We start from the raw sequence: 24848 nt of genomic DNA, 5'->3' as shown, positions 1-24848 counted from the left end.
GCGGATTCAACGAGAGAGCCCACTCTTACCAATGCTGCGCCTTCAATTAATGTCCGCCTAAGTCCGTTCGGCGTGAATTTCCCTCGCTCAAAGTTACGCGAAATTCTTCCAGAAGCCCGGTTATGGTCGGGTCACGAGCCGAGTCTACTGAATGAGCCACAACTCGGACACGCCCAAGCCGGGGCAGATCGTCGAGTTGGAAAGGCGCGCCTTGCTTTCTTTCGATTGCTATGGATGGCATCACCGTTACCGCAAGACCGGCCTCGACCGCGGCGCGAATGCCGGTCGGGCTCGGGCTGCTCATCGCGAGGCGCCAATTGCGGCGCGACCGTTCGAGCGCCGTCAAACCTGCGTTTCGGAACTCGCAGCCGGGCGGCATGAAGGCGACGGGCAGAGGCTCTCTATCTTCCCACGCGAAGTTAGGCCCGGCGATCCATACAAGGTCGCATTCGTACTCCATAATCCGGTTTTGCTGACGTCCTTGATCGGTCACCAGAATGACGTCGAGGTCGCCCGCATCGAAAGCTGTTAAAAGTTCGGGACTACGCGCACAGACGACCTCGACGCGAACATCAAAATGCTGACTAGCATACCCTCGTAGAACACGGGGCAGGAGAGCCGCGGCGTAGGTCTCCGTGGTTCCGAACCTCACGACAGTTTCGGCTTCAAGGGATCGCACCGACCGAAGCGCTTGCGCATTGAGTCGCAGCAACCGTTCCGCATGGACGAGCAGCTTCTCTCCAGCGGGGGTGAGGGTCACCGGCCGGCCGCGCCCACGCTCGAAGAGCGGATGACCGGCCAGAACCTCAAGCTGGGCGATTTGCGTGCTGACGGCTGACTGAACCCGACCCAATCGTTGACCAGCTTCCGAAAAGTTCAACGTTTCGGCGCAGGCGGCAAAGGTTCGAAGATGATCCATGTCGAACATAAAATCGCCATAGAAGATTTTATGGATCATGTAAATCTATTTCACCGATGTGGCTCAATCTGTCATCACTTTCGCAAGCCAAGGGAGGCGTACTTTGGACAAGTCGTCATCGAACCGAACAGCTGTTCTGCGAATGACCTTCGCCATGCTTCTGTCAGGCAGCATCGGGTTTCTAGTGGTGGAATCTGGCGAGGACGCAGCAACAGTCGTGTTTTTCAGATGCATGTTCGGAGCAATTGCTCTGTTGTCCTTCCTTGTGCTCAGGCGTTGCGTGAAAATGGCGAATGTCACCGCGCGCTCTTGGGGTTTGATGGCACTCAGCGGCGTGACGATGGCGGCGAACTGGGTCTTTTTCTTCCGTGCCTACGAGTACGCGCCGATCTCGACTGTGACCGTTGTATACCATTTGTACCCGTTTCTGCTCATTGCAGCCGCCGCCCTGTTCTTCGGTGAACGGATTCGAATGATTTCGATTATCTGGGCCGTAATCGCGTTCCTGGGTGTCGGTGTCTTGGCTGGCAGTTCCACAGGTTCGGACAGCATCAACTTGATCGGCAGCCTGATTACGCTGGTCTCGATGTCGTTTTATGCTGCCACGTTGCTGATCGCGAAAAGACTGGCAACCGTCCCACCGGAGCTGACCTCAGCCGTGCAGCTATGTGTCGGAGCCATCGTCCTGCTACCTTTCCAGTCCGTTACTACCTCCGCTTTCCAACCAACGACTTTAGGTATTCTGCTGACACTCGGTGTCGTTCACACCGGGCTACTCTATGTTCTGCTTTACGGGGCGGTACAGAAGCTGGATATGGCCTCGGTCGCTCTGCTTTCCTTCCTTTACCCGGCAACCGCACTCTTCTTCGACGTGTTGGTTTACGACGTCCGCCCAGGGCCTTTTCAGCTTATCGGGTTCGCAATGATACTGTTCGCAGTCACGGCGGAAAGAATGGGACTTTATGCGCTCCGAGAGTTGATCCGATCTGGGAAGATCGACTAGTGACCTCGCTGCCGGATGGAGCGCGGCTGTTAGTTTCGCCGACGGAAGCAGACCTTCCGGCACGGCGCAGCGAACGGCATGTTCAGTCCCGCTCCGCGATGGTCGGTTCTGGCTGCGGCGAAGGGGCGGTATGAATTTCGCGCTTCAGACTGGTTTTGAATGACCGGTCTGGTGGTATCGGCGGCAACGCAGCGACGAGCGTGCCGCACACGCGAGTGGATGCTGCGTCAGCGAAGGCCAGAAATCTAAAGTCGGGTTTGTCCGCCAAGCAGACCTAACTACTTTTCTTAACTTGGCTTGAAATATTGGGCGCAGCTTTAAGGCGGTTCCTTACCGTGGGCTACGCTTCGCCAAAATCCGCTGCAACGTCCGGCGGTGCATGTTCAGGCGGCGGGCGGTCTCGGAGACATTCCGGTCGCACAGCTCATAGACCCGCTGGATATGCTCCCATCGCACGCGGTCCGCGCTCATGGGGTTTTCCGGCGGCGGCGGCAGTTCGTCGCCCTTGGCCAGCAGCGCGTTGGTGATGTCGGTGGCATCGGCGGGTTTCGACAGGTAGTCGGTTGCGCCGATCTTGACAGCGGCCACCGCGGTGGCAATCGCGCCATATCCGGTCAGAACCACAACCCGGCTGTCGGGGCGTTTTTCGCGCAGCACTTCAACCACATCCAGACCGTTGCCATCCTCAAGCCGCAGGTCAACCACCGCATAGGCAGGCGGGCGGGCGGTGGAAATGGCGCGGCCGGCGGCAACAGAGCCTGCGGTTTCAACCTCGAACCCGCGTTTTTCCATGGCTTTGGCCAGACGTCTCAGGAACGGTTCGTCATCATCCACCAACAGCAGTGATTTATCTGGGCCGATGTCGAGGTCAGAGCTGTCTGCCATATTCTATTCTTTCCGCTAATTCACGCCTTTGGCTCAGACCTGAGTAATAGCAGCGCCATGCCAAAGGTCAAACCGACTGTTGCGCGCTAGAGCCGATCCAGAAAGCAGCCGACCTTGTCGGCCATCTGCTCGGCCGTGTCATTGCGGTTGAAGAATTCCAGGAATCCGTCTTCGGGCGTCACCAGATAGGTAAAGGTCGAATGGTCGACCAGATAGTATTCGTCGCTTTTGTCATGGGCCTTGTAATAGGTCTTATAGGCCTGGCTGGCAGCCTTGACCTGTTCGGGCGAGCCGGTCAGCGCGATCATCCGCTCATGCAGGTTGAAGGCATAGTCGCCCACCACCTCGGGCGTGTCGCGGTCCGGGTCGATCGAGATGAACAGCGGCGTCACCGACTGGCCGCGCCCGGCCAGAATGTCCACGGTTTCGGCGTTGCGCGACATGTCGAACGGGCAGACATCGGGGCAGAACGTATATCCGAAATAGACCAGCGTCGGTTCGGTGATCACATCCTTGTCGGTGACCGTCTCGCCCTTGCCGTTGACCAGTTCGAAGGGGCCGCCGATGGCCGCGGTGCCGCCTGCGATCTGGCTGGACCGGCATTGGGCGAACCGGTCATCCGATCCGGCGCCGCGCGTCATCAGCCACATGGCACCCAGCCCCACGGCCAGAACAACGGTTGCAAGGGCGGCGTAAAGGCGGATCATGACATCAATCCTGACATGAGAGGGGTTGTTGAACGTTTCGGCCGGGACACCTATCAAGATGGACAGCCGATGCAACAGGACATAATGGACCGATGGCAAATTCCAACATCACATTTTGGCGCGGCCAGGAACGCAGCAGCTGGATTCGGCTGCGCACGCTGATCCTGTTGCGCTGGGTGGCCATTTTCGGCCAGATCACCGCCATCACTGTCGCCCAGCACACCTATGGCGTGCAGCTGGACGTCACGCTGTGCTATCTGGCGATCGGCGTTTCGGTCATGGGCAACCTGACCGCGATCCTGCTGTTTCCCCGCAACAAACGCCTGTCAGAGTTCGAAAACTTCCTGATGGTGCTGTTCGATCTGCTGCAACTGACCATCCTGCTTTACCTGACCGGCGGGCTGAACAACCCGTTTGCTCTGTTGCTGGTCGGGCCGGTAACGATCTCGGCCAGCGTCATGAGCACCCGGTCGACGCTGATCATCGGCGGGGTTGCCATCGCCCTGACTACCCTGCTGGCCGAGTTTCACGTGCCGTTGCGCACCGATCTGGGCGTTGATCTTGAGATCCCCGATATCCTGCTGTTCGGCAACTGGGCCGCCATCGTGATCGCCATCGTCTTTCTTGGGGCCTATTCGCACCGTGTCAGCTCTGAGGTGCAGTCGATGTCCGATGCGCTCTCGGCCACGCATATGGCGCTGGCCCGGGAACAGAAGCTGACCGATCTGGGGGGCGTGGTCGCCGCCGCCGCGCATGAGCTGGGCACGCCGCTGGCCACGATCAAGCTGACCAGTTCCGAACTGATCGAGGAGCTGGATGACCGCCCCGACCTGAAGGAAGACGCCGCGCTGATCCGCGAACAGGCCAACCGCTGCCGCGACATCCTGCGCGATATGGGCCGGGCGGGCAAAGACGACCTGCATCTGCGCCAAGCACCTTTGTCCACCGTGATTCACGAAGCCGCCGAGCCGCATATCAACCGGGGCAAGGCCGTGTATTTCGCCGAAGGTCCGGCCGACGACGGCGACGTTCAGCAGCCCTCGATCCTGCGCAAGCCCGAGATCATCCACGGGCTGCGCAACTTGATCCAGAACGCGGTGGATTTCTCGCGCGCCAATGTCTGGGTCGAGGCGGAATGGACCGCAGAGGCAATCACCGTGAACATCATGGACGACGGGCGCGGCTATCCGTCCCAGATGATCGGCCGGATCGGAGACCCTTTCATGCGGCGGCGGCGGGCGGACCCCGAACAACGCCCCCGGCCGGAATATGAGGGCATGGGTCTGGGCCTGTTCATCGCCAAGACCCTGCTGGAGCGCAGCGGCGCCGAACTAGACTTTGCCAACGGTTCGGACCCGTACCAGACGATGACCGACAATCCCGAACGACGGGGGGCGATCGTCCGGGTCTCGTGGCCGCGCAATCTGGTTGATGCGCAGACCGGCGATACCCCGGTTCCGTCCGGCGCAAACCAGCAGATCCGGGTCTGAGTTAAGACCCTGTTAACCAATAAGCCGCATAGTTCGTCTTTGGGATTTCAGCACCGGAGGGCGCATGGTCGACTGGATCATTCTGGCCGCAATCAGCCTGGTTTCCGCCAGCCTGGCGGTTCAATGGCTGTTGCCGCGCCGCCGCCAAAGGGGCGACAATTTCGGACTGTCCGCGCCGGCGTCATTGTTCGATGCGGTCTTCTTGTTCGACGGCAACCGACTGATCAGCCATTCCGATATCGCGCTGGAAGGGTTCGAGGCGGTCCGCGACTGGCCCGATCTGCGCCGGCTGTTGCAACGGGACTTTCCGACCTTTCCCGAATCGCCGGAACGCGTGCGGCGCGAGGGGACTCTGGTCATCCCGGCCATAGACTGCACGGTCGAGCGTGACGTTCTTTGCGAATGGATCGACGGGATTGTCCGGGTGCAGCTGCGTGATAGCGTCGAACACAGGCCGGCGGTTCAGCGCGACGCGAATGACCCGATCCGGCTGGCGATGGAACGCGCGCCCTACCCTGTGTGGCTGCTGGACCATCAAAGCAATGTCCGCTGGTGCAATGCCGCTTATGTAACACTGGTCCGAAAGGTTCGCGGCCATGACACCGACCTGACCGCGCCGCTGTTTCCGGGCGCCGAAGATGACACGCGCCTCAGCACCAAAACCCGCGTCGCGATTTCTTCCGAGGACAACGACAGCAAGCTGTGGTTCGACCTGACGCTGGTCGATCACCCCGAAGGGCTGCTGTGCTATGCGGTGGATATCCATGCCATCGTCGCGGCCGAAACGGCGCAGCGCAAATTCGTTCAGACCATGACGAAGACCTTTGCCCAGCTGTCCATCGGGCTGGCCATTTTCGACCGGAACCGCCAGCTGGCGCTGTTCAACCCCGCGCTGATCGACCTGACGACCCTGCCCCCCGATTTCCTGAGCTGCCGCCCCAGCCTGTCCAGCTTTTTCGACCGTTTACGTGATCAGCACATGATGCCCGAACCCAAGAATTACCGCAGCTGGCGTAGCCGGATGAATGATCTGCTGGAGGCGGCGGAAGACGGCAACTATCAGGAAACCTGGTCGCTGCCCTCCGGGTCGGTCTATTCGGTCAGCGGCCGCCCGCATCCCGACGGCGCCGTTGCCTTCCTGTTCGAGGATATCACGGCCGAGATTACGCTGACCCGGCGGTTCCGTTCGGAAATGGATCTGATGCAATCCGTTCTCGACAAACTGGCGGATGCCGTCGCCGTATTTGGCGATGACGGCACGCTGGCTTTCACCAACCGCGCCTATCAGGAGCTTTGGGGCGATACCGGCGAAGCCGGGTTCGAACCGGATTCGGTGCTTGAGGTGACGCGATCCTGGCAGGCGCGTTGTACCGCCACGCCCATTCTGGGTGACATCCGCGAATTTGTCGAAATGCGCGACAACCGCGCGGAATGGTCCGGTGAAATTCGCCTGCGCACAGGCCCTGCACTGACCTGTTTCGTCAGCCCGATGCAGAATGGCGCGACCATCGTCCGGTTTTCGGCAAAAGGGGGCGCTCAGACGTCGCAGCCGATCCCGAAAATCAGCGCCTGAACCGGGTTGCGGCCAGCCGGGCGCGCGGTCATTGTGGCGCCATGACGTTGCACGCCCTATCGCTTATTCTCAAATCGCCGGAAGACACCGCCGCGCTGGCCGCGCGGCTTGGCGCGCGTTTGCGCCCCGGCGACATCGTGCTGCTTGAGGGCGAGATCGGCAGCGGCAAGACTCATTTCGCGCGCAGTCTGATTCAATCGCTGATGACGGTGCCCGAAGATGTCCCCTCGCCCACATTCACTTTGGTGCAGGCTTATGACACGACCGGCGGCGAAATCTGGCACTGCGACCTCTATCGTCTGAGCGCCGAGGAAGAGATCGAGGAACTGGGCCTGACCGAAGCATTTGACGCTGCAATATGCCTGATCGAATGGCCGGGCAAACTGGGGTCGCTGACACCTGACACGGCCCTTAACCTCAACTTTGAAACAGATCCGGATGCGATGGAAACACGCCACCTGACCCTCAGCTGGTCCGATCCGAAATGGCCCCGGAAACTGGAGGCGGCCGCATGACCAACCGGGCCGTGCTGGCCGAAGCGCTGATTGCGCAAACCCTGTGGTCCGGCGCGTCCCGCGCGCCGCTGGCCGGGGATGCCTCGAACCGCCGTTATGAACGTCTGACCGATCCGGACACAGGCCGCACGGCCATCCTGATGGATTCCCCTCCGGACCAGGCGGAACCCGTCGAAGCCTTTGTGCGTATGGCTGAATACCTGCGCTCGGTCGGGCTGAGCGCGCCCGAGATCTATGCCGAGGATACGCAATACGGCTTCTTGCTGCTTGAGGATCTGGGCGATGACCTGTTCGCCCGCGTTCTGGAACGGCACCCGCAGATGGAACGCCAGCTTTACGAAGCCGCCACCGACGTGCTGATCGAACTCTACCGGGCGCCGACCCTGTCGCTGCAATCCTATGGCCCGGCCCTGATGACCGAACTGTCCGCGCTGGCCTTTACCAAATACGCGCAGGGTGTTCTGGGCCAGCACGATACCGACGCGTGTGAGCGGTTCGAACATCGGTTTTCGGACATTTTGCATCAGGAAACCTCGGGCATCAAAGTGGTGATCCAGCGCGACTATCATGCAGAAAACATGATCTGGCTGCCCGGACGTACCGGCGTCAAACGGGTCGGGTTGCTGGATTTCCAGACCGCCATGCTGGGGCACCCGGCCTATGACCTTGTGTCGATGCTGCAGGATGTCCGCCGCGACGTATCGCCGGGAACGGAAATGCGGATGGTCAATCGGTATATCGCCGCGACCGGAATCAACGACCATGATTTCCGCACGGCCTACGCGGTTCTGGGCGTGCAGCGAAACCTGAGGATTCTGGGCGTCTTCGCCCGTCTGGCGACGGATTTCGGAAAACCCGGCTACGTCGATCTGATCCCCGCCACCTGGGCCCATCTGATGCGCGATCTGGAGCATTCCGCGCTGGTTTCGGTCGCTGATCTGGTACGCGAGGCCCTGCCCGAACCGACGCCGGAAAACCTCGACAGGCTCAGACGGACATGACCCGAAACCCCGACGCCATCATGCTGTTCGCCGCCGGGTTCGGCACCCGCATGGGCGCGCTGACCCGGGATCGGCCCAAACCGCTGATCGAGGTTGCGGGCCGGCCCCTGATCGACCACGCGCTGGATCTGGTGGACGGGGTGCGCCCTGCCCGCGTGGTCGCCAATCTGCACTATCGGCCCGAAGCTCTGGCGGCGCATCTGACGCCCAGGGGCGTGCTCGTGTCGCGGGAAGAGCCCGAGATTCTGGAAACCGGCGGCGGGCTGCGGGCGGCTTTGCCGCTGCTGGGGCCCGGGCCTGTCTTTACCCTGAACACGGACGCGATCTGGTCCGGGCCGAACCCGTTGCAGATGCTGGCCGGGGCCTGGGACCCGGACCGGATGGACGCACTGTTGATGTGTGTTCCGGTGGCCCGGACCATCGGACATACGGGGGAAGGTGATTTCACCGCCGACGCAGACGGCCGGATCACCCGCGGCCCCGGCCTGATCTATGGTGGCGCGCAGATCACGAAGACCGAGGGGCTGATGGCGTTTACCGAAACCGCGTTCTCGCTGAACTTGTTATGGGACCGGATGCAAAAGAGCGGTCGCCTTTTCGCGCTGACCTATCCCGGCCGCTGGTGCGATGTCGGACGCCCCGAAGGCATTGCTCTGGCCGAAGGGCTGATCGCCGATGTTTGAGCCCGACCCCGCGCCCCGCGTCTTTGCGGTTCCGCCCGGCGCGGATTTCCCCAAGGCGCTGGTCGAGGGGTTGATGGCCCGCAGCGCGGACCACCCGCCCGAGGCGCTGGCCCGGGTTCAACTGGTCGTCAACACCCGCCGCATGGCCCGCAGGGTGCGCGAGCTTTTCGATCAGGGCCCGGCCTGTTTGTTGCCACGCCTGTCGCTGGTGACCGATCTGGGCGAGAGCGTCGATCTGGCACAGGTCCCACCCGCCATCCCTCCGCTGCGGCGCCGGTTGGAACTGACGCAGCTGATCGCCAAGCTGCTGGAGCAACAGCCCGATCTGGCCGCGCGCGCATCCCTGTTTGACCTGTCCGACAGCCTGGCCGCCCTGATGGATGAAATGCAGGGCGAAGGCGTCCGGCCGGACGCCATCCGAAACCTGGATGTCAGCGACATGTCCGGCCACTGGGCCCGCGCACAGGCTTTCATCGGGATCGCCGATCACTTTATCGACGCAGGCCCCGACGCGCTGGATGCACAGGCGCGGCAACGGCGGGTTGTGGAAAACCTGATTGAACGCTGGCAGATCACGCCGCCGCAGCACCCGGTCCTACTGGCCGGGTCCACCGGTTCGCGCGGGACCACCCTGATGCTGATGCAGGCGGTGGCTCGTCTGCCGCAGGGCGCGTTGATCCTGCCGGGGTTCGACTTTGACCAGCCCGACCATGTCTGGGACAGGCTGGATGAGGCGCTGACCTCGGAAGATCACCCGCAATACCGGTTCCGCAAGCTGTTGACGCAGCTTGGGATGCAACCGGGTCAGGTCGCGCGCTGGACCGACGGACTGCCCCCCTCGCCTGCACGCAACCGACTGATTTCACTGGCTTTACGCCCCGCGCCGATCACCGATGCCTGGATGTCCGAAGGTCCGCGTCTGGCCGATCTGGACGCAGCCACGCAGGCCCTTACACTGGTCGAGGCGCAATCCCCCCGCGCCGAGGCGCTGGCCATTGCGCTGCGCCTGCGACAAGCCGCCGAAACCGGGCAGACCGCTGCCCTGATCACGCCAGACCGGATGCTGACCCGTCAGGTCAGCGCCGCGCTGGATCGGTGGAATATCCTGCCCGATGACAGCGCTGGTCTGCCGTTACAATTGTCGCCGCCCGGCCGGTTTCTGCGTCATGTGGCCGGGCTGTTTGCGCGGCGGCTGGATTCCGAAGTACTGCTGACCCTTCTCAAACATCCGCTCTGCCATGACGGGGGCGACCGGGGCGCGCATCTGCTGCACACACGTGATCTGGAACTGGATTTGCGGCGTCACGGGCCACCCTTCCCCGACAGTGTCAGCCTGACCGCCTGCGCCATCCGCAAAGAGATGCCGGACGGCTGGATTCAATGGCTGATCCGCCACTTTTGCGATCAGCAGGTTTCGGGCGAACAACCGTTGTCCGACTGGGTGGTGCGGCTGCGCAACCTGGCTCAGGCGATCTCGGCGGGCAGCACCGGTGAAACCGGGACGCTCTGGGATAAGAATGCAGGCCAGAAGGCGCTGGCGGTACTGACCGCGCTTGAGGCCGAGGCCCGACATGGCGGCCCGATGACCGCCCATGATTTCGCGGATCTTCTGGGTGCGCTTCTGGCCGGGGAAGAGGTCCGCGACCGGGACGCGCCGCATCCGCATATCATGATCTGGGGCACGCTCGAAGCCCGGGTGCAGGGGGCTGATCTGCTGATTTTGGGTGGGTTGAACGAAGGTTCCTGGCCCGAAACCGCCGCGCCGGACCCGTGGCTGAACCGCCAAATGCGAGACAAGGCCGGGCTGTTGCTGCCGGAACGCCGGATCGGCCTGTCCGCGCATGACTTTCAGCAGGCCGTTGGCGCGCCCGAAGTCTGGCTGACCCGCGCCACAAGGTCCGACGACGCAGAGACCGTACCGTCGCGCTGGCTGAACCGTCTGACCAACTTGTTGCAGGGCTTGCCGGAGCAGGGCGGCCCCGTGGCGTTGTCCGGCATGCGGTCGCGCGGGCAGCAATGGCTGCGCTGGTCCGAGGAACTGGAAGCCGCGCCGCGCATCGACCCGGCCCCACGCCCGTCTCCGCGGCCGCCAGTCGCCGCGCGCCCGCGTCACCTGAGCGTCACCGAGATAAAGCGGCTGATCCGCGACCCTTACGCGATCTACGCCAAGCATGTGCTGCGTCTGAAACCCCTTGATCCGTTGGTGCAAGCTCCGGATGCCTTGCTGCGCGGGATCGTCATTCACGAAATCCTCGAACATTTCGTCAAGGACAGCGTGCTGGATACCGCCTTGCTGACCCGTGAGAATTTCCTGAAACGGGCCGAATCACTGCTGGACCAGCACGTGGCCTGGCCCACCGCCCGCAAATTGTGGCTGGCCCGGCTGGAGCGGATCGCAGATGATTTCCTGAGCGCCGAGACAGCGCGGCGGGGTGACGGCGGGCCGGTGGCCTTTGAGGCGGTCATGAAACTGGTGCTGGCCCCGCTGGATTTCACCATCGCGGGCCGGGCCGACCGGATTGACCGCAACAGCCGGGGCGCGCTGCGGATCGTGGATTACAAAACCGGAACACCGCCCACCGAAAGCCAGCAGGCCAAATTCGACAAACAGCTTTTGATCGAGGCCGCAATGGCCGAGCAGGGCGGGATCGAAGGGATGGACCCTTCGGCCGTAGCCGAGGCCGTGTTCATTGGTATGGGCGGCACCTATAAAGAGGTGCCCGCGCCCCTGACGAAAGAGCCGCCCGACAAGGTACTGGCTGAGTTGAAACAACTTATTTCGGCCTATTTAGAGCCTGATCAGGGCTTCACCGCCCGCCGGATGCTGCACAAGGACAGTGACGTGGGCGACTATGATCATCTGGCCAGGTTCGGCGAATGGGACCGCACCGAAGACACCAGCCCCGAGGATCTGACATGAGCCCCCGCAACGATGCGACCGAGCGGCAGGTGCAGGCCGCGCGCCCGGATGCCTCGACCTGGCTGGCGGCCAATGCAGGATCGGGCAAGACACGGGTTCTGACCGACCGGGTGGCGCGACTGCTGCTGGGCGGGGTGCAGCCACAGCACATCCTCTGCCTGACCTATACCAAGGCTGCGGCGAGCGAGATGCAGAACCGGTTGTTCAAGCGGCTGGGTCAGTGGGCCATGCTGGGCGACGAACCCCTGCTGGCGCAGCTCACCGATCTTGGTGTGCAGGGCCTCATCGACACGGATCGTCTGGCCAAGGCCCGCACCCTGTTTGCCCGCGCCATCGAAACGCCGGGCGGGCTGAAGATCCAGACGATCCACTCCTTCTGCGCCTCGCTTTTGCGCCGCTTCCCGCTGGAGGCGGGGGTCAGCCCGCAGTTTTCCGAGATGGAAGATCGCGCCGCTGCCCTGCTGCGAGAGGAAATTGTCGAGGATTTCGCCGAAAGCCCGCAAGCCGTGCTGATCGAAGATGTTGCGCGGTTTGTCACCGATACCGGATTCGACAAGCTGACAGCGGCGATCACGCAGAAACGCGGCCTCTTTGCGGACCCTCTGGACTGGCCCGATCTGTTGCGCCGCTTCGATCTGCCCGACGGGTTTGATGAAGAAACCCTTTTGAGTCGCGTGTTTTTGGGTGGTGAAGTTGACCTGATCCGCTCGATCCGTCCCGCATTGGCCGAAAGCGGCGGGAACAACGCCAAGGCAGCCGAGAAACTCGCGGCATTTTCCGAGGCGCGGATCAGCGCATTGCCCGTGTTGGAAAGTGTTTTTCTGACCGGAAAATCCGCCAAAGAGCCTTTTACCGCCAAGATCAACAGCTTTCCGACCAAAGCGCTGCGCGAAGGTGCTCTGGCCGGTCAGATGCCGCAGCTGGAGGCGTTCATGCTGCGCGTCGAGGCCGCGCGCGAGCAGCGTTTGGCGCTGGTTGCCGCCCGTAAGGCGCATGTCCTGCATCGTTTTGCCGCCGCCTTCCTGCCGGAATATGAACGGCGCAAGCAGTTGCGCGGCTGGCTGGATTTCGACGACCTGATCCTGCGCGCCCGGCAGGTGCTGAACGACCCGGCCGTGGCGGAATGGGTGCTGTATCGGCTCGACGGCGGCATCGACCACATTCTGGTGGACGAAGCGCAGGACACCAGCCCGGATCAATGGGATGTGGTCGAAAAGCTGGCGCAGGAATTCACCAGCGGGGAAGGCGCCCGGTCCGGGGTGGAACGCACCATCTTTGTCGTCGGAGACAAGAAGCAGTCGATCTATTCCTTTCAGGGTGCCGACCCGCAGGCATTTGACCGGATGCAAGCCGAGTTTGGTCGGAAACTGACGGAATCAGGCTCTAAACTGTGGGATTCGACGTTGGAATACTCGTTCCGGTCGTCCAGCGCGATCCTGTCTCTGGTCGATATACTGTTCGAAAACCGCGCGGATGCCGGGTTTCACAAGGACAGTTTGCACCGCGCATTCAAGGCTGATCTGCCCGGTCGCGTCGATCTGTGGCCAGTGGTGGAAAAGGTCGAGGATGACGATGACGGCGACTGGACCGACCCGGTGGACCGGCCCGGCGCGCGGCACCACACTGTCATTCTGGCCGAGCGGGTGGCCCGGTCGATCAAGGACATGATCGACAACGGTGAAACGATCCCCGAGGATGGCAAAACACCCGGCGCTTTCGTGCGCCGTCAGGTGCAGCCGGGGGATTTTCTGATCCTCGTGCAGCGCCGGTCGGACCTGTTTGCCGAGATCATCCGCGCCTGCAAGGCACAGGGCCTGCCCATCGCCGGGGCGGACCGGCTGAAGGTGGGGGCGGAACTGGCCGTCAAGGATCTGGCCGCGCTGCTGAGCTTTCTGGCCACGCCCGAGGACAGCCTGTCGCTGGCCACCGTGCTGAAATCGCCTTTGTTTGGCTGGACCGAACAGCAATTGTTCGATCTGGCGCATCGGCGGCAGGAACAATTCCTGTGGGCCGCGCTGCGTAGCCGCGCCGCGGAATTCCCTAAGACGCTGAACATCCTTAACGATCTGCGCGGCCAGATCGACTTCCTGCGCCCCTATGACCTGATCGAGCGCATCCTGACCCGCCATGACGGGCGGCGCAAACTGCTGGGCCGTCTGGGGGCCGAGGCCGAAGACGGGATCAACGCGCTGCTGTCTCAGGCGCTGGCCTATGAGCGCACCGATATCCCTAGCCTGACCGGGTTTCTGGTCTGGATGCAGACCGACGATCTGGAGATCAAGCGCCAGATGAGCGGTGTCGGCAACATGATCCGGGTGATGACGGTGCATGGCTCCAAAGGGCTGGAAGCCCCGATTGTAATTCTGCCGGACACCGGGAAGAGGCAAGCACCCCGCGATGCCGAGATCATGGTGGGCGAGGGCACACCGCTGTGGAAAGTGCCGGCGGATGCGTCTCCGGCCCTGATCGCCAAAGCCCGCGCCGAGGCACGCGCGCGAGAAGAGAACGAGCGGCTTCGGTTGTTATATGTGGCTCTGACTCGGGCCGAAAAGTGGCTGATCGTCGGCGCGGCCGGAGATGTCGGCAAGGATGGCACCAGCTGGTATCAGATGGTCGAGGCGGCGATGGGGCGGGCAGGGGCCACGCGGTTGCCGGGCTCGGACACCCTGCGGCTGGCGCACGGCGACTGGGACGCGCTGCCGCTTGTCGAACAGGCGTCCGATGTGGTGGAGGGTATCGACCTGCCGGATCATTTCCGGTCGCTGGCCACCACGCCCGAACCCGCGCCGGACACGCTCAGCCCGTCTGATCTGGGCGGGGCCAAGGCCCTGCCGGGCGACACCGGGCAGGATGAAGAGGCCGCAAAACTGCGCGGCACACGGCTGCATCTGTTGCTGGAACATCTGCCCGGCGTCGCGCCGGACTTCTGGCCCGAGCTTTGCGCCCGGGTTCTGCCCGGTATGCAGGACGCGGAACGGCAGGAGCTGTTGCACGAGGCGCAGGGGGTTCTGACGGCCCCCCATTTGCAATCGGTTTTTGCCCCGGACGCGCTGGCCGAAGTCCCGGTGACCGCTGTGCTGAACGGGCGGCGTTTGCACGGCGTGATCGACCGGCTTATCGTGACCCACACCGAAGTCCAGGTGATTGATTTCAAATCGAATACCACGGTGCCGGACGACCCGGCGCGCTGCCCCGAAGGGCTGTTGCGGCAGATGGGTGCCTATGCCGCGGCGCTGGCGCAGATCTATCCGGGTCGCGGGATCCGCACCGCGATCCTGTGGACCCGCACGGCGGACCTGATGTGGCTGCCACACGATCTTGTGACGGATGCACTGGCCAGGACCCAGATATCTTGACCTTGGAATGTCCCGACCCTACGTTCTGATCCCAAGTTTACCCCATTCAGGAGACAGAAGATGTCGACCGTAGCCGTTACCGACGAAACCTTTGACGCCGAAGTCAAGAATTCCGACATCCCCGTGGTTGTCGATTTCTGGGCCGAATGGTGCGGGCCCTGTAAGCAGATCGGTCCGGCCCTGGAAGAGCTGGCCAACGAATATGGTGGCAAGGTGAAAATCGCCAAGGTCGATGTTGACAGCAACCCGAATGCCGCTGCCGCAATGGGCGTGCGCGGTATCCCGGCGCTGTTCATCTTCAAGGACGGTCAGGTCGTTTCGAACCGTGCGGGCGCCGCGCCCAAGGCCGCGCTGCAAAGCTGGATCGACGAGTCGATCTGATCCCGACGAATTCCGAGGAACGGGCATCGCCATGCGGTGCCCGTTTTTCGTTGGTCAATCCGCGTCGGGCGCAGGGCCGATCCATTCCCTCGGCAATGACAGGGCCGGCCCGTTCGGCCGGTGGCGCCGGTCCAAGGGATGCGGCAGATCCACCACCGGCACGGCCTGTTTCACCCGGTCCCGCCGCACGAAAGTGGCCTCGATCACGCGCGGGAATGTCTCGTCATCGATCTCGACCGTGCCGGACGCGTTGTTGGGGTGAAGATGGGCGCAGACATACCCGTCCTTCAGAGCGGTCAGGGCAGGGTGCGCGCGCCGGAACGCGCCCGGTTTGATCAAGATCGACGGAATTCGGTGAAGCTCCAGCACGATGATGCGAAACCGGGCCAGCAGGTCGGCCGGCAAGGTGGACAGAACACCGTATTCGGCACCTTCGATGTCCATTTGCAGGATCAGGTCCCCGTCAGGCGGGGCGCATTGCGCCATCCAGTCCGCCAGCGACATGACATCCTCGCCCGTCTTTGCGGCCAGGTGCTTTTTGACAAAAACTGCGTTCGGGACGTTCAGTTGCGGTTCATCGACCGAGCCATCGGCCATGAAAGACGGAATCCCGTGTTTTGCCAGATCCATCTCGAAACTGGATTGCCGCGACACACCCGGAGAGAAACAGGCGGCGATGCCGTCCAGATCGTTGGGCAGCAGATAGCCGCCATCGCCGAAATCCCCGACCCGGATCAGCCTGTGCCCCAGATCGTGAGGTCTGACCACTTCGGCAAAAAAGGCCCGCCGGGCGGCGTTCGTCATGTCTGGGTCCGGATTCGGTGGCATCGACACTCCGCTGAGGCTGAAGTCTGCAGGTCACCTTGTCTTGTCACGCCATGATTGCGCTTTCAAGCTGTGGCCGGGCGCGCATGGGTCACGGGAAAAGAAAAGCCGCCCCAAATACGTGGGCGGCTTGCAAATTCTTCCAGATCGGGGCCGATCAGACGTTGTTGATATCCGCGCGGCACAGGCCGATATCGTCGAGCTGAGCGTCGCTCAGGTCCGCCAGGATGTTCCGAGTCTTACGGGCTTCGTTCCATGCGACAGCTTTTTCATAAGTGCCGATAAACGCGTCCACTACATGCAGGATGGTAGCTGCTCCGAGCGGCGCATGGATGTTTGCGGTGGTTGCCATTTGCGCATTCCTTTTAACTGAAACAGCCGACCCTTCGTCGGTTGTGAGCCTCATGTAGGATGTTCCTCCGAGTCCTACAATTGCTGGTTCAACAGCCCCGATTTGCATTTTGTGCATATCTTTTGGGCAGTTTTGCAACGGGTTGCGCCCATCGCCTGCCCGGCCCATATAGGGCGCTGTGATAGCGGAGGTTCTCATGGCAGACAGCGATTTTCCCGGTTGGCACGGCACAACGATCATTGGCGTCAAGAAAGGCGGCCATGTGGTGATTGCCGGGGACGGGCAGGTCAGCCTGGGCCAGACCGTGATCAAGGGTACCGCGCGCAAGGTCCGCCGCCTGTCGCCCGGCGGGTTCGAGACCGTCGCGGGGTTCGCCGGTTCCACGGCCGATGCCTTTACCCTGCTGGAACGGCTGGAGGCCAAGCTTGAGGCGACACCCGGCCAACTGGCCCGCGCCTCGGTCGAGCTGGCCAAGGACTGGCGCACCGACAAATACCTGCAAAAGCTCGAAGCGATGCTGATCGTCACCGACGGCAAGGACCTGTTCGTAATCACCGGGGCAGGCGACGTGCTGGAGCCGGAACACAATGTGGCCGCCATCGGATCGGGCGGCAATTTCGCCCTGGCCGCGGCGCGCGCGATGATGGATGGCGACAAAACGGCGGAACAGGTGGCGCGTGAGGCGATGGCGATTGCCGCCGATATCTGCGTCTATACCAACGGCAATCTGACGGTGGAAACGATCTCAGGCTAACAGGGCTTTGATCTCTTTCCCTTTCCAGCGCATGTGCATCCCGATCAGACCCATCAGCGCCGTCGCGATCACGATGTAATAGGGCAGGCGGATGTCAAAGCTCATCAATCCGCCGCCGATCAGCGACATGACCCCCCCCGCCAGACAGAAGACTGCGGTGGTCACACCCATGACCCAACCCTGATCGGATTCAGCAACGGCCGACGAGAACAGGCCCAGCAAGGTCGGGTATGAGACGCCGAAGAAGAAATAGAAGAAGAAGACCGGCACATAGCTCAGCACCCCGCTGGGGCTGAACGCAAAGCCGAAACCGCAGATCACCATCACCACCAGCGAAGTGTAGATGATCTGGTGCTTGCTGAACCTTTCCTGCGCGGGTTTCACCAGGAAGGTGCTTGAGAATGCCAGCGCGAAGCCAATCACCACCATCGCCATACTGCCCCCGATGACACCATAGCCCCACGCGCTGGTCAGGAAGTTGTCGACGAACACATAGAAAGTGACATTGGCGATCATGAACAGCGCATAGACCGGCAGGATTTTCAGAACCATCGGGTGTTCCCGTACAGCGATCAGGCTGTCGGTCACGTCGCGCGGGCGGAACACGAAAGCCGTGCGCTCGGTGCGGGTGTCCTTGAAGAAGGTCACCACCAGGAAAATCGCGATCATCACCAGTACAAACGCGCCATAAAATGGGGTTTTCAGCGTGGCATAACTTCCCAGCAGGGTCGCGTCGGACAATACCGCGCCAATGATCGGCCCGCCCACCAGACCAAAGCTTACGCCGGTGATGATGTATCCCATGTTTCGGTCGCGATCCGCCGCATCGGTGCTGCCATCAATCATCGCCGCCTGTGCGATGGGCTGGTTCCCGGCCGTAAATCCGGTGATCGAACGGCCTATGATCAGCAACAGCAGGCTGTTCATATAGAGCGCCGCAATGGTCAGCGCATAGCCCGCCAGCGCTCCGCTCAGACAGACCAGCAGCGCGTTTTTGCGCCCGATCGAGTCCGAGACCTTGGACACATAGACCACCCCCAGAAACCAGGACAGAAAGAAACAGCCGATCACCAGCCCGTAATACAGATGGCGGCGTCCGATGGGCGTGTTTTCGGGCAGAAACCCGGATTTCGTCTCCATGATCAAAGAGTTGATGATGGGAAAGACCAGCCCCTGACCAATCAGATCCACAAACACCACAAACAGCAGGGTGATCTTGGCAATTTTCGACATTTCGCGCTCCCGACCCTCAACGTCTTGATATCACTGTATCAGAGGGTGCCGGTTTCACCTATGGAAAGCATTTGCAAACCGGATGCGGCATTGCTAACCAGCGCAGCCAATGAGAGAGGTTCGGTTGTTTTCACCTGCGCGGTGATTACCTAAGCCGCATCTGACCCCTGCCGACCGAAAGGACTGCCCTGTGACCGACCTGACCCCGCGCGAGATCGTCTCGGAACTGGATCGCTTTATCATTGGGCAGAAGGACGCCAAGCGCGCCGTCGCCGTGGCGTTGCGCAATCGTTGGCGGCGCAAGCAGCTGGCTGATGACATCCGGGACGAGGTCTATCCGAAGAACATCCTGATGATCGGCCCCACCGGTGTCGGCAAGACCGAGATCAGCCGCCGTCTGGCCAAGCTGGCCCGCGCGCCGTTCATCAAGGTTGAGGCGACCAAGTTCACCGAGGTCGGCTATGTCGGCCGCGACGTCGAACAGATCGTGCGCGATCTGGCCGATGCGGCGATCATCCAGACCCGCGAATACATGCGCGAAGACGTCAAGGCCAAAGCGCATCAGGCAGCCGAGGACCGGGTGATCGAAGCCATCGCCGGCACCGACGCCCGCGAAGGCACGCGCGAGATGTTCCGCAACAAGCTGAAGGCCGGTGAACTGGACGACACCGTGATCGAGCTGGAACTGTCCGACACCTCGAACCCGATGCCGATGTTCGACATTCCCGGCCAGCCCGGCAGTCAGATGGGGATGATGAATCTGGGTGATATCTTCGGCAAGGCCTTTGGCGGGCGCACGGTGAAACGCAAAATGACCGTCGCCGAAAGCTATGATGCGCTGATCGGGGAAGAGGCCGACAAGCTGCTGGACGACGAAACCGTCAGCCGCGTGGCGCTGGAGTCGGTCGAACAGAACGGCATCGTTTTTCTGGATGAGATCGACAAGGTCTGCGCCCGTCAGGAAGCGCGCGGTGGCGATGTCAGCCGTGAAGGGGTGCAGCGCGACCTGCTGCCTCTGATCGAAGGTACAACCGTATCCACCAAGCACGGCCCGGTGAAAACCGACCACATCCTGTTCATCGCATCCGGCGCATTTCACATCGCCAAGCCGTCGGACCTGTTGCCCGAGCTTCAGGGCCGCCTGCCGATCCGCGTGGAACTGCGCGCCCTGACCGAAGAGGACTTCGTGCGCATCCTGACCGAAACCGACAATGCGCTGACGCGCCAGTATACCGCGCTGATGGAAACCGAAGAGGTCACCGTCGGTTTCACCGAAGATGGTATCGCCGCGCTGGCCCGCATTGCCGCAGACGTCAATCAAAGCGTGGAAAACATCGGTGCCCGCCGCCTTTACACGGTGATGGAGCGGGTGTTCGAGGACCTGTCCTTTGCTGCGCCCGACAAGGCCGGAACCGAAATCACGGTCGATGCGCAGTTCGTGAATGACAATCTGGGTGAGCTGACCAAGTCCACCGACCTCAGCCGTTACGTTTTGTAACATGGCCAGCCGGTTCTTGCCGGCGGCTACTCAAGGCACCGCTGGACCTGAGGCCAGAATTCGATAGCGTGGTTGCAAAACATCCCCGGGGGTCGGTTGTGCTGCGTTATATTGTCTTGTTCCTGATCTCGGTCACGCTGAGCGCGTGCGTGGACCGCACGATTTCCGAAACCGTGCCGGCGGCCCTGAATGTGGGCACGCCCGAAACCGTCTATGCCACCACGACCCGCGCACGCGAGCCTGACGGCTCTTATGGGTTTCGCCGCGGGGATGGATTGAAATATCTGGAAATGACGGTTTCGATCCCGCCGAACCACACGCCCGGAACGCTGGATTTTTCCTACGCCAACCCCGATCCCGAAACGCAGTTCGTGATGGCGGGTCTGGACGAGCTACCGGGACAGCAGGCGCTTGGGTCGCGGCTGGCGGGAACGGATGAGGTTTCGATTTTTGTCCACGGCTACAACACCACCCAGTCGGAAACCGCGTTCCGGGCGGCGCAGCTGAGCCGTGATATCGGTATTCCGGGGGCAACCATGGTCTATTCCTGGCCCAGCCAGGCCACCGGATACGGGTATGCCTATGATCTGGACAGCATGCTGTTTGCGCGCGACGGGCTGGAACAGACCGTGCGACAACTGAAATCCATGGGCGTCCGCCGCGTGATCATTGTGGCGCATTCGATGGGCAGCGCCCTGACAATGGAGATGATGCGACAGGCTGAACTGCGCGAACCCGGCTGGGCCAGCCGGAACATCGAAGGGGTTGTCCTGATCTCGCCCGATCTGGACGTCGATCTGTTTCGTTCGCAAATGGACAGTATCGGCACCCTGCCCGAACCCTTTGTCGTCATGGTGTCCCAAAAGGACAAGCTGCTGAACATCTCGGCCCGGCTGCGCGGGACCGCCAAAAGCGAGCGGCTGGGCAATATCAGTTCCGCCGAAACGCTGGCCGAGTACAAGATCAGCATTCTGGATACGACCGCCTTTGACGCCGATGCGCAATCCTCTCATTTTGTCGCCGCCACGTCCCCCGCCTTGCTGGCGATCCTGAATTCGGCGCGGCGCGTCGGACGCACCTTCGGCAATGACCGGCGCGGGCTGGACGTTCTGGTGCCGGAAGAACAGCGCAACCCGCAGGGTGCCACCGAGATTGTTCTGACCGAAACGGGGCAGGCGCAGGTCAGCGCGCCGTGAGGCGCTTCGACCTGCGTCACTATCTTCGGACCAACGCCACCTGGCTGAGCGCGGGTATTCTGCTGACCTTTGTGTCCAGCTTTGGCCAGACCTTCTTTATTTCGATCTTTTCCGGTGAAATCCGCGCCGCTTACGGCCTCAGCCATGGGGCCTGGGGTGGGCTTTATTCACTGGGCACGACCGCAGCGGCGGTTGTGATGATCTGGGCCGGAGGGTTGACGGATATCTTCCGCGTCCGGGTTCTGGGTCCAACGGTTCTGGCCGGGCTGGCGCTGGCGGCGCTGGGCATGGCAGCCAACAGCTGGCTGATCCTGTTGCCGGTGATGATCTTTCTGCTGCGCCTTTTTGGTCAGGGGATGAGCGTTCATCTGGCGCTGGTCGCCATGGCGCGCTGGTTCACCGCCACACGCGGCAAGGCCTTGTCGATCGCGTCGGCCGGATACGCGCTGGGCGAAGCGCTGCTGCCACTGATCTTTGTTGCAGCGATGGCGGTTCTGGACTGGCGCTGGTTATGGGTGATCGCCGCCGGCATCACCGTGATGGGTATCCCTGTGCTGCTGCGCCTGCTGGTGCAGGAAAGAACGCCGCAAAGCCTGTCCGACGAATTCTCGGCCACCGGTATGCAGGGCCGCCACTGGACCCGGACAGACGCCCTGCGCCATGCGCTGTTCTGGTTCATGGCACCGGCCCTGCTGGGACCCTCCGCCTTTATCACCGCGTTTTTCTTCCATCAGGTCCATCTGGCCGAGATCAAGGGCTGGCTTCATATCGAACTGGTGGCGCTGTTTCCGCTTTTCACCGGCATATCGCTGCTGTCGATGTTTGCGGCGGGCTGGGCGCTGGATAAATGGGGCACGGCGCGCATCATGCCCTTTTACCAACTGCCCATGGCGCTTGGGTTCGTGATCGTTTCGGCCGCTTCCTCGATCGGCGGTGCTGCGATTGCGCTGATTTTCCTGGGCCTGACGGTCGGGGCAAACAGCACCCTGCCCAGCGCCTTCTGGGCCGAGTTCTACGGAACCCGGCATATCGGCGCGATCAAGGCGATGGCGACCGCGGTCATGGTTCTGGGGTCGGCGATCGGGCCGGGTCTGACCGGGTTGTTGATCGACCGGGGTATTTCCCTGAACACGCAGTTCCTGTGGATCGGCGGGTTTTTCGTTCTGGTCTGCGCAATGGCCTGGACCGGCATTTCCCGCGCTGCGCCGGCCCGCTAGCGTGTGCGGCGCAGATAGACGTAATACGCCCCGTCGCCGCCATGGCTGATATGGGCGGGCGTCACCTGCAATACCGCCTGCGCCAGCGGCGGCAATGCCAGCCATTGCGGCACCTGATTGCGCAACACGCCGCGCGGGGTTGGAATGGGGCCGGGTTCATCCCGGTCCTTGCCCTTGCCGGTGACCACCAGAACCAGACGTTTGCCCGACGCCTGCGCGGTCAGGATGAACCGCACCAGCGCAGGATGCGCCGTGTCGATGCGCATGCCGTGCAGGTCCAGCTTGCCCTCGGGTTTCAGCTTGCCCCGTTTCATCCGGCCAAAGGCCTTGGTGTCCATCTGTACCGGCTTCGCCCGCAGGCTGTCTGCCACCGACGGTTTCAGCGCATCGCGCCCCGGTTTTCCGGGCGCGTTCTGGCCTACCGCAAACCCGTCAAGCCGCAGCCTGGGTGATTTTGTAGGCTTGGGTTTGGGCAGGGTGGTCGGATGCACCGTCTGAGGCAGTTCGGGGTGCAGGCGTTCGGCCTGTTTGGTGACCTTGCGCCACAGTTCGATCTCTTCCGCGGTCAGTTTGCGCCGGGACATCAGAACTCATCCGGCAACAGGGCATAGGCGCGCTGGATCGGCAACAGCAGGATCATCCGGCCCGGGTCTTTCAAACGTCCGGCGGCCTGGCCCGCTTCATCTCCGGTGCCAAAAAAGATATCCGCACGCTGCGCGCCCTTGATGGCCGCACCGGTATCCTGCGCAATCATCAGGCGGCGCAGCGGGGCCTTGCCGTCCTTCTCGACCCAGACCGGGGCGCCCAGCGGCGTAAAGGCCGGGTCGGCCGCGATGCTGCGCATCGTGGTCACGGACCGGTTCATCGCGCCCAGCGGCCCAAGCTCGGGCGCCACACGCGTCACCTCACGAAAGAACACGTAGGACGGGTTGTGAAACAACAATTCAGCCCCGGCCTCGGGGTTCTTGCGCACCCAGGCGCGGATCATCTGGGCGCTGACCTCATGCGCGCCCAGCGCACCGCGCCGGATCAGCTCGGCACCGATCGAGCGATAGGGATGCCCATTCGCGCCGCCATACCCCACCCGCAGGGCAGAGCCATCGGGCAGGCGGATCCGACCCGAACCCTGGATTTGCAGAAAGAACAGCTCAACCGGATCGTCGACCCAGGCAATCTCCAACCCACGGCCCGGCATCGCATCGCCGGTCAGGATCTCGCGGCGGCTCAGCCATGGTTTGGCATCGCGCACTTCGGGCGGCATTTTGTAGATCGGGTATTTGAAGCGATCGGTCCGGTTGCGCGAGCCATCCAGTTCGGGTTCGAAATAGCCGGTGAACAAGGCATCCTTGCCGTCTTCGACCAGAACCGGACGAAAGAACAGCTCAAAGAACGACCGCGCCGCATCCGCCTCATAGGTCCGGGCCACGCCGCACAGGGCACGCCAGTCCGGATCATCCAGATCGCCGCAGGTGTTCAGAAAAACCGACAGGGCCGCCCCGTGATCGTCGGCGGCCCAGCCTTCAAGGTCGTCAAACGACAGAATGGATCGCGTCGCCTCTGCTCCGGCGGCGCTGGCGGCGGTCATGACGCCCACCAGAACAAGCGACCGGAGCGCGGCAATCATGCGTCCGTGGCAACAAGCAACCAGTTCGGATCGTCAGAGCCCATGACGCGGGCAAAGGTCCAGCTGTCCTTTTGGCGTTTGACGGTATTCGGGCTGCCTTCGATGATATCACCACCGCGATCGCGCACCACCGAGGTCAGCTCACCCACGAATTTCATGGTGATCTCAGCCTGGTTGCTGTCCTTGTCGAACTTTGCGTCGGCCAGCGTGGTTTCGCGCACGCCGATGAACTCGGCTTCGATGGTCAGACCCTTGTCTTCGCGATCCGCAACCACGGATACGAACGTGTCAAACACCTCTTCGGACAGGAAGGGCTGGATTTCATCCAGATTGCCCTTTTCGAACCCCATCACGATCATCTCATAGGCGCCGCGCGCACCCTGCACAAATTCGGTGACCGAGAAGCTGGGCTCGACCCGCTTCATCGCGGCCAGCGTTTGTGCCTCTTCGCTGTCTTCGGCGACATGGTCCGTGATGTCGTGATCCGGCCCGCCTTCAATCACTTCGAAATCGCGGCGCGACCTGTCGGCGTCAGACTGCTGTTGCAGCGGCGGTTTTTCAAAACCCTCGCGCGTGCCCAAAACGCTTTTCAGGCGCAGGATCAGGAAAACGGCAATTCCGGCCAGGACCAGCAACTGGATCATCGGTTCGTTCATTTCATCCTCATTTTCGGACTGCGACTTTGTATACGCAGCCTCATGCCACTATGTAGGTGA

At 62.1% G+C, this 24848-nt stretch carries 22 protein-coding genes; 13 read left to right on the top strand and 9 right to left on the bottom strand.

The genetic code is table 11. The features are described from left to right. Positions 1 to 46: 46 nt before the first annotated feature. Positions 47 to 958: a LysR family transcriptional regulator gene (locus ACR0D8_RS14925; protein ID WP_480647629.1), complete on the bottom strand. Its 912-nt coding sequence runs from the start codon at positions 956 to 958 to the stop codon at positions 47 to 49. 64 nt (positions 959 to 1022) lie between these two features. Here ACR0D8_RS14925 and ACR0D8_RS14920 point away from each other — a divergent pair, with 64 nt between their 5' ends. Beyond that, positions 1023 to 1922, top strand: a complete 900-nt coding sequence (locus tag ACR0D8_RS14920) for a DMT family transporter (protein ID WP_480647627.1) — start codon at positions 1023 to 1025, stop codon at positions 1920 to 1922. A gap of 330 nt (positions 1923 to 2252) precedes the next feature. Here the strand turns inward: ACR0D8_RS14920 and ACR0D8_RS14915 are convergent, their stop codons facing one another. Beyond that, entirely contained in the window at positions 2253 to 2807 is a 555-nt protein-coding gene (locus ACR0D8_RS14915; protein WP_142637470.1) for an ActR/PrrA/RegA family redox response regulator transcription factor, read from the bottom strand. 86 nt (positions 2808 to 2893) lie between these two features. After that, positions 2894 to 3514, bottom strand: a complete 621-nt coding sequence (locus ACR0D8_RS14910) for an SCO family protein (RefSeq protein ID WP_480647625.1) — start codon at positions 3512 to 3514, stop codon at positions 2894 to 2896. A gap of 92 nt (positions 3515 to 3606) precedes the next feature. On the opposite strand from ACR0D8_RS14910, the gene regB reads away from it, so the two are divergent. The 8 genes from regB (at position 3607) to trxA (ending at position 15433) form a co-directional block, all read left to right on the top strand. Further along, positions 3607 to 5004 (top strand): sensor histidine kinase RegB, encoded by a 1398-nt coding sequence (gene regB, locus ACR0D8_RS14905; protein WP_480647623.1) that lies wholly within the window; start codon positions 3607 to 3609, stop codon positions 5002 to 5004. A 64-nt stretch (positions 5005 to 5068) separates the two neighbouring features. Then, positions 5069 to 6577, top strand: a complete 1509-nt coding sequence (locus ACR0D8_RS14900; RefSeq protein WP_480647621.1) for a PAS-domain containing protein — start codon at positions 5069 to 5071, stop codon at positions 6575 to 6577. A gap of 41 nt (positions 6578 to 6618) precedes the next feature. After that, on the top strand, positions 6619 to 7092 hold the full coding sequence (gene tsaE, locus ACR0D8_RS14895) for a tRNA (adenosine(37)-N6)-threonylcarbamoyltransferase complex ATPase subunit type 1 TsaE (RefSeq protein ID WP_480647619.1): 474 nt from the start codon (positions 6619 to 6621) through the stop codon (positions 7090 to 7092). Beyond that, positions 7089 to 8093, top strand: coding sequence for an aminoglycoside phosphotransferase family protein (locus ACR0D8_RS14890; protein WP_480647617.1), 1005 nt, complete (start codon positions 7089 to 7091; stop codon positions 8091 to 8093). The genes tsaE and ACR0D8_RS14890 overlap by 4 nt, the downstream gene beginning before the upstream one ends. Further along, positions 8090 to 8776, top strand: coding sequence for a nucleotidyltransferase family protein (locus ACR0D8_RS14885; protein ID WP_480647615.1), 687 nt, complete (start codon positions 8090 to 8092; stop codon positions 8774 to 8776). The genes ACR0D8_RS14890 and ACR0D8_RS14885 overlap by 4 nt, the downstream gene beginning before the upstream one ends. Beyond that, the gene (gene addB, locus ACR0D8_RS14880; protein ID WP_480647613.1) at positions 8769 to 11696 is read left to right on the top strand and encodes a double-strand break repair protein AddB; all 2928 of its coding nucleotides are present in this window, start codon (positions 8769 to 8771) and stop codon (positions 11694 to 11696) included. The genes ACR0D8_RS14885 and addB overlap by 8 nt, the downstream gene beginning before the upstream one ends. Next, complete coding sequence (gene addA, locus ACR0D8_RS14875) at positions 11693 to 15052, top strand: double-strand break repair helicase AddA (RefSeq protein WP_480647611.1); 3360 nt, start codon at positions 11693 to 11695, stop codon at positions 15050 to 15052. The genes addB and addA overlap by 4 nt, the downstream gene beginning before the upstream one ends. 60 nt (positions 15053 to 15112) lie before the next feature. Then, on the top strand, positions 15113 to 15433 hold the full coding sequence (gene trxA, locus ACR0D8_RS14870) for a thioredoxin (protein WP_170760960.1): 321 nt from the start codon (positions 15113 to 15115) through the stop codon (positions 15431 to 15433). Positions 15434 to 15487: 54 nt separating this feature from the next. Here the strand turns inward: trxA and ACR0D8_RS14865 are convergent, their stop codons facing one another. Both ACR0D8_RS14865 and ACR0D8_RS14860 read right to left on the bottom strand, forming a co-directional pair. Further along, positions 15488 to 16237: an FkbM family methyltransferase gene (locus ACR0D8_RS14865; protein WP_480647610.1), complete on the bottom strand. Its 750-nt coding sequence runs from the start codon at positions 16235 to 16237 to the stop codon at positions 15488 to 15490. Between the two features lie 178 nt (positions 16238 to 16415). Beyond that, positions 16416 to 16610 (bottom strand): DUF1127 domain-containing protein, encoded by a 195-nt coding sequence (locus ACR0D8_RS14860; RefSeq protein WP_475156328.1) that lies wholly within the window; start codon positions 16608 to 16610, stop codon positions 16416 to 16418. Between the two features lie 196 nt (positions 16611 to 16806). On the opposite strand from ACR0D8_RS14860, the gene hslV reads away from it, so the two are divergent. Further along, positions 16807 to 17364 carry an ATP-dependent protease subunit HslV gene (hslV, locus tag ACR0D8_RS14855; RefSeq protein WP_480647607.1) on the top strand — a complete coding sequence of 186 codons (558 nt, stop codon included), beginning with the start codon at positions 16807 to 16809 and terminating at the stop codon, positions 17362 to 17364. Here the strand turns inward: hslV and ACR0D8_RS14850 are convergent. Beyond that, on the bottom strand, positions 17356 to 18597 hold the full coding sequence (locus tag ACR0D8_RS14850; protein ID WP_475156318.1) for an MFS transporter: 1242 nt from the start codon (positions 18595 to 18597) through the stop codon (positions 17356 to 17358). The genes hslV and ACR0D8_RS14850 overlap by 9 nt on opposite strands. A gap of 190 nt (positions 18598 to 18787) precedes the next feature. On the opposite strand from ACR0D8_RS14850, the gene hslU reads away from it, so the two are divergent. The 3 genes from hslU (at position 18788) to ACR0D8_RS14835 (ending at position 22508) form a co-directional block, all read left to right on the top strand. Further along, complete coding sequence (gene hslU, locus ACR0D8_RS14845) at positions 18788 to 20095, top strand: ATP-dependent protease ATPase subunit HslU (protein WP_480647606.1); 1308 nt, start codon at positions 18788 to 18790, stop codon at positions 20093 to 20095. Positions 20096 to 20196: 101 nt separating this feature from the next. Continuing rightward, positions 20197 to 21291, top strand: coding sequence for an alpha/beta hydrolase (locus ACR0D8_RS14840; protein ID WP_480647736.1), 1095 nt, complete (start codon positions 20197 to 20199; stop codon positions 21289 to 21291). Next, the gene (locus tag ACR0D8_RS14835; protein WP_480647604.1) at positions 21288 to 22508 is read left to right on the top strand and encodes an MFS transporter; all 1221 of its coding nucleotides are present in this window, start codon (positions 21288 to 21290) and stop codon (positions 22506 to 22508) included. The genes ACR0D8_RS14840 and ACR0D8_RS14835 overlap by 4 nt, the downstream gene beginning before the upstream one ends. Here ACR0D8_RS14835 and ACR0D8_RS14830 read toward each other — a convergent pair. Genes ACR0D8_RS14830 through ACR0D8_RS14820 form a run of 3 tightly spaced genes read right to left on the bottom strand, consistent with a single transcriptional unit; the run spans position 22505 to position 24788 of the window. Then, positions 22505 to 23092 (bottom strand): Smr/MutS family protein, encoded by a 588-nt coding sequence (locus ACR0D8_RS14830; RefSeq protein WP_480647602.1) that lies wholly within the window; start codon positions 23090 to 23092, stop codon positions 22505 to 22507. The two genes, ACR0D8_RS14835 and ACR0D8_RS14830, sit on opposite strands and share 4 nt — an antisense overlap. Then, positions 23092 to 24132, bottom strand: coding sequence for a murein transglycosylase A (gene mltA / locus ACR0D8_RS14825; protein ID WP_480647600.1), 1041 nt, complete (start codon positions 24130 to 24132; stop codon positions 23092 to 23094). Before mltA ends, ACR0D8_RS14830 begins: the two co-directional genes overlap by 1 nt. Next, positions 24129 to 24788, bottom strand: coding sequence for a Tim44/TimA family putative adaptor protein (locus ACR0D8_RS14820; RefSeq protein WP_480647598.1), 660 nt, complete (start codon positions 24786 to 24788; stop codon positions 24129 to 24131). Before ACR0D8_RS14820 ends, mltA begins: the two co-directional genes overlap by 4 nt. Between the last annotated feature and the right edge of the window lie 60 nt (positions 24789 to 24848).

It is taken from the genome of Ruegeria sp. BG10, assembly GCF_056538575.1.
Note: the sequence above shows the minus strand (reverse complement) of the source record. Positions and strands in the feature narration are given on the sequence as shown.

Excerpts from the sequence above, each read along its gene's own strand:
- ACR0D8_RS14925 (WP_480647629.1), bottom strand. The coding sequence starts at position 958 with ATGATCCATAAAATCTTCTATGGCGATTTTATGTTCGACATGGATCAT.
- ACR0D8_RS14915 (WP_142637470.1), bottom strand. The coding sequence starts at position 2,807 with ATGGCAGACAGCTCTGACCTCGACATCGGCCCAGATAAATCACTGCTG.
- ACR0D8_RS14910 (WP_480647625.1), bottom strand. The coding sequence starts at position 3,514 with ATGATCCGCCTTTACGCCGCCCTTGCAACCGTTGTTCTGGCCGTGGGG.
- regB (WP_480647623.1), top strand. The coding sequence starts at position 3,607 with ATGGCAAATTCCAACATCACATTTTGGCGCGGCCAGGAACGCAGCAGC.
- ACR0D8_RS14900 (WP_480647621.1), top strand. The coding sequence starts at position 5,069 with ATGGTCGACTGGATCATTCTGGCCGCAATCAGCCTGGTTTCCGCCAGC.
- tsaE (WP_480647619.1), top strand. The coding sequence starts at position 6,619 with ATGACGTTGCACGCCCTATCGCTTATTCTCAAATCGCCGGAAGACACC.
- ACR0D8_RS14890 (WP_480647617.1), top strand. The coding sequence starts at position 7,089 with ATGACCAACCGGGCCGTGCTGGCCGAAGCGCTGATTGCGCAAACCCTG.
- ACR0D8_RS14885 (WP_480647615.1), top strand. The coding sequence starts at position 8,090 with ATGACCCGAAACCCCGACGCCATCATGCTGTTCGCCGCCGGGTTCGGC.
- addB (WP_480647613.1), top strand. The coding sequence starts at position 8,769 with ATGTTTGAGCCCGACCCCGCGCCCCGCGTCTTTGCGGTTCCGCCCGGC.
- addA (WP_480647611.1), top strand. The coding sequence starts at position 11,693 with ATGAGCCCCCGCAACGATGCGACCGAGCGGCAGGTGCAGGCCGCGCGC.
- trxA (WP_170760960.1), top strand. The coding sequence starts at position 15,113 with ATGTCGACCGTAGCCGTTACCGACGAAACCTTTGACGCCGAAGTCAAG.
- ACR0D8_RS14865 (WP_480647610.1), bottom strand. The coding sequence starts at position 16,237 with ATGACGAACGCCGCCCGGCGGGCCTTTTTTGCCGAAGTGGTCAGACCT.
- ACR0D8_RS14860 (WP_475156328.1), bottom strand. The coding sequence starts at position 16,610 with ATGGCAACCACCGCAAACATCCATGCGCCGCTCGGAGCAGCTACCATC.
- hslV (WP_480647607.1), top strand. The coding sequence starts at position 16,807 with ATGGCAGACAGCGATTTTCCCGGTTGGCACGGCACAACGATCATTGGC.
- ACR0D8_RS14850 (WP_475156318.1), bottom strand. The coding sequence starts at position 18,597 with ATGTCGAAAATTGCCAAGATCACCCTGCTGTTTGTGGTGTTTGTGGAT.
- ACR0D8_RS14830 (WP_480647602.1), bottom strand. The coding sequence starts at position 23,092 with ATGTCCCGGCGCAAACTGACCGCGGAAGAGATCGAACTGTGGCGCAAG.
- mltA (WP_480647600.1), bottom strand. The coding sequence starts at position 24,132 with ATGATTGCCGCGCTCCGGTCGCTTGTTCTGGTGGGCGTCATGACCGCC.
- ACR0D8_RS14820 (WP_480647598.1), bottom strand. The coding sequence starts at position 24,788 with ATGAACGAACCGATGATCCAGTTGCTGGTCCTGGCCGGAATTGCCGTT.